The following is a 3,787-nucleotide window of genomic DNA, read 5'->3' as shown; positions in this document are numbered from 1 at the left end:
GGCGGCCTTGACGGCGCTGGTGCCCTCCAGGGTCCGCACCGCCCAGAGGGCGGCCCGCCGGTCGAGGTCGAGGGAGCGGAACGCATCCGCCTCGGCGAGCCGCTCCAGGGCGTTGCGGGGGAGCGCCAGGGCCGCCTGCAAACCCTCGATGCTGGCGTAGCCGTTGCCCCGTAAACGCACGAGGCGGTGCATGGCCGCCTGCGGCACCCCGCTCACCTGGCGCAGGCCGAGGCGCACGGCCAGGCGTCGCTCGACCCCGGGGGGCGGCGGCTCGGAGGCCGGCTCCAGGGTGCAGTCCCAGTCGCTGGCGTTGACGTCGACCCCGCGCACCTCGACGCCGTGGGCACGGGCGTCGCGCACGAGCTGCGCCGGCTGGTAGAACCCCATGGGCTGGGCGTTCAGGATCGCGGCGAGGAAGACGTCGGGATGCCGGCACTTCATCCAGGCCGAGGCGTAGACCAGCAGCGCGAAGCTCGCCGCGTGGCTTTCCGGGAAGCCGTAGGTCGAGAAGCCCTCGATCTGCTTGAAGCAGCGCTCGGTGAAGTCGCGCGGGTAGCCGCGCGCCACCATGCCCTCCACGAACTTGGTGCGGAAGTTCACGATCTGGCCGTTGTGCCGGAAGGTCGCCATGGCCCGGCGCAGGCCGTCGGCCTCGTGGGGCTCGAAGCCCGCGGCCGTGATGGCGATCTGCATGGCGTGCTCCTGGAACAGGGGCACGCCGTAGGTGCGCTTGAGGACGCCCTCGAGTTCGTCCTTCGGTCCTTGGGAAGGATGGGGCGAGGGGTAGATCACAGGCTCCAGCCCCTGGCGGCGGCGCAGGTAGGGATGGACCATGTCGCCCTGGATCGGCCCCGGCCGGACGATCGCCACCTGCACCACGAGGTCGTAGAATTCCTGCGGTTTCAGGCGCGGGAGCATCGACATCTGCGCCCGGCTCTCGACCTGGAACACGCCCACCGAATCGGCCTTGGCCAGCATCGCGTAGGTGGCTTCGTCCTCGCGCGGCAGGTCGGCGAGGGTCGGGTAGTCGTGTCCGTATTCGCGTCTCAGGAGATCCACGCCCCGGCGCAGGCAACTCAGCATGCCGAGCGCCAGCACGTCGACCTTCATCAGGCCGAGCACGTCGATGTCGTCCTTGTCCCACTCGATGAAGGTGCGGTCCGCCATGGCGGCGTTGCCCACCGGCACGGTCTCGTCCAGGCGCCCGCGCGTCAGCACGAAGCCGCCCACATGCTGCGAGAGATGGCGCGGGAAGCCGATCAGCGCGTGGGCGAGTTCCAGGGCCTGCCGGATCGACGGGTTGTCCGGGTCGAGCCCGGCCTGCCGGATATGCGCGTCGGGCAGGTCCTTGCCCCAGGAGCCCCAGACCGTGTCGGCCATCACGCCGGTGATGTCGGGGGGCAGCCCCAGGACCTTGCCGACCTCCCGGATTGCGCTGCGCGGGCGGTAATGGATCACCGTGGCGCAGATCGCGGCCCGGTCGCGGCCGTAGCGCTCGTAGAGGTACTGGATCACCTCCTCGCGGCGCTCGTGCTCGAAATCCACGTCGATGTCGGGGGGCTCGGCCCGGTTCTCCGAGATGAAGCGGGCGAAGAGCAGCCGGATCTCGGTGGGATCGACCGCCGTGATGCCGAGGCAGTAGCAGACCACGGAATTGGCGGCCGAGCCGCGCCCCTGGCACAGGATGCCGCGCTGCCGCGCGAACTCGACGATGTCGAACAGGGTGAGGAAGTAACGCGCATAGTCCATCTTCGCGATGAGGCGCAGCTCATCCTGAATTGTGTTCATGATTTGTTCTGGAATACCATCCGGGTAGCGCCAGCCCGCGCGCTCCGCGACCCGGTAGGCCAGGTAGTCTTGCGCGGAAAAGCCCGGCGGCACCGGCTCGTCGGGATACTCGTACTTGAGTTCGTCCAGGGAGAAGTCGCAGGACTGGGCGATCTCGATCGTGCGGGCGACGGCCTCGGGATGGTCGGCGAACAGGCGCGCCATCTCGTCCGCCGGCCGCAGGTGGCGCTCGGCGTTGGCCTCCAGGCGGTAGCCCGCCGCATTCAGGGTGCAGCCCTCGCGGATGCAGGCGACGATGTCCTGCAGGGGGCGGCGGTCGGGGTGGTGGTAGAGCGCGTCCGACACCGCCACCAGGGGCGCGCCGAGGCGGAGCCCCAGTTCGGCGAGGCGCCCGAGGCGCCGGCGCTCGTCGCCGCGCCGGCGGTGGCTCCCCGCCAGGGTGACCCGGCCGGGGGCTTCGGCGGCGAGCTCGCGGAGATGACGCAAGAAGGGGTCGTCGTCTCCGAGTTGCTCCGGCGGGACCGCGATGAGCATCTGGCCTTCGCTGGCGGCCAGGAGTTCCGAGAAGTCGAACCGGCACTGGCCCTTCTCGGAGCGGCGGTTGCCGAGGGTGAGGAGCCGGCAGAGCCGGCCGTAGGCGGCCCGGTCCATCGGGTAGGCCACGGCCTCGAAGCCCTCCTGCGTGACGAGGCGCACGCCCGGCAGGAAGCGGATGACGGGCTCGCCGGCCGCCACCCGCCGCTTCACCTCGGCATGGCCCCGCACCACCCCCGCCAGGGTGTTGCGGTCGGCGATGCCGATGGCGTGCAGTCCGAGTTCGGCCGCTTGCCCCACGATCTCGCCGGGATGCGAGGCCCCGTGCAGGAAGGAGAAATTCGTGGTGACGGCGAGCTCGGCATAGGCAGGCTGCCCGACCATCGACGTCATCGCTTTTCCGGCTCCGCTGTATCCGACTCGTGGCTGAGAACGAATCGTGATCGTTTCGGATCCCGGGGTGCCGGTTTCGCGTCGGGGAGTCAAAGTCCCGATGGTGACTGGCCAAGCTGTTCGCCGTGCGTTAGCCCGGTCCTCCCCAGACAGGATGTCCCATGCTCACCTGCGCGATCCTCGACGATTACCAGGGCGTCGGTCCCACCATGGCCGACTGGTCGGGACTGACGGACCGGATCACCCTGCGCGACCTGCGCACCACCTTCGCGACCCAGGACGCGCTCGTCGACGCGATCGGGGATTGCGAGATCGTGGTGATGATGCGCGAACGCACGCCGTTCCCCGCCGAGCTCTTCGCGCGCCTGCCCAAGCTGCGGCTCCTCCTCACCAGCGGCCTGCGCAACCTGTCGATCGATCTCGCCGCCGCGAAGGCGCATGGCGTCACGGTCTGCGGCACGGCCAGCCACCCCGAGCCGCCGGTGGAGCTGACCTGGGCGCTGATCCTGGGGCTGGCCCGCCACCTCGTGCCCGAGGTGCAGGCCCTGCGCACGGGCGGCCCCTGGCAGTCCAGTGTCGGCAGCGATCTCGCCGGCCGCCGCCTCGGGCTCCTGGGTCTCGGCAAGACCGGTGCTCGCGTCGCCCGGATCGGCCAGGCCTTCGGCATGGAGGTCAGCGCCTGGAGCCAGAACCTCACGGCCGAGCGGGCCGCGGCCGAGGGCGTCGCCCTGGCGCCCTCCCTGGAGGCGCTGCTGGAGGCGAGCGACATCGTTTCGATCCACCTCGTCCTCGGCGCGCGGACCCGCGGCCTCGTCGACGACGCGGCGCTGCGCCGGATGCGACCCGAGGCGTTCCTGATCAACACCTCCCGCGCCGCGATCGTGGACGAGGCCGCGCTGCTCGCCACCCTCACCGAGAACCGGATCGCCGGCGCCGGCCTCGACGTCTACGAGACCGAGCCGCTGCCGCCGGATTCGCCCTGGCGCACTCTGCCGAACGTGCTGGCGACGCCGCATCTCGGCTACGTCACGGAGCGGAACTACCGCACCTACTTCCCCGAGATCGTGGAGGA

The 3,787-nt window shown here is 70.6% G+C and carries 2 protein-coding genes; one reads left to right on the top strand and one right to left on the bottom strand.

Going from position 1 to position 3,787, the window contains the following annotated elements; genetic code table 11:
- Positions 1-2,715 (bottom strand): error-prone DNA polymerase (locus K2X24_RS00120; RefSeq protein WP_292493529.1); only part of this gene is annotated, 2,715 nt, incomplete at its 3' end.
- Positions 2,716-2,876: 161 nt separating this feature from the next.
- Here K2X24_RS00120 and K2X24_RS00115 point away from each other — a divergent pair.
- The coding region (locus K2X24_RS00115) for a D-2-hydroxyacid dehydrogenase family protein (RefSeq protein WP_292493527.1) at positions 2,877-3,787 on the top strand (911 nt) is incomplete at its 3' end.

Origin of the sequence: Methylobacterium sp. (assembly GCF_019750675.1) — a bacterium.
Classification (GTDB): Bacteria; Pseudomonadota; Alphaproteobacteria; order Rhizobiales; family Beijerinckiaceae; genus Methylobacterium.
This window is presented reverse-complemented; position numbering and strand designations above follow the sequence as displayed.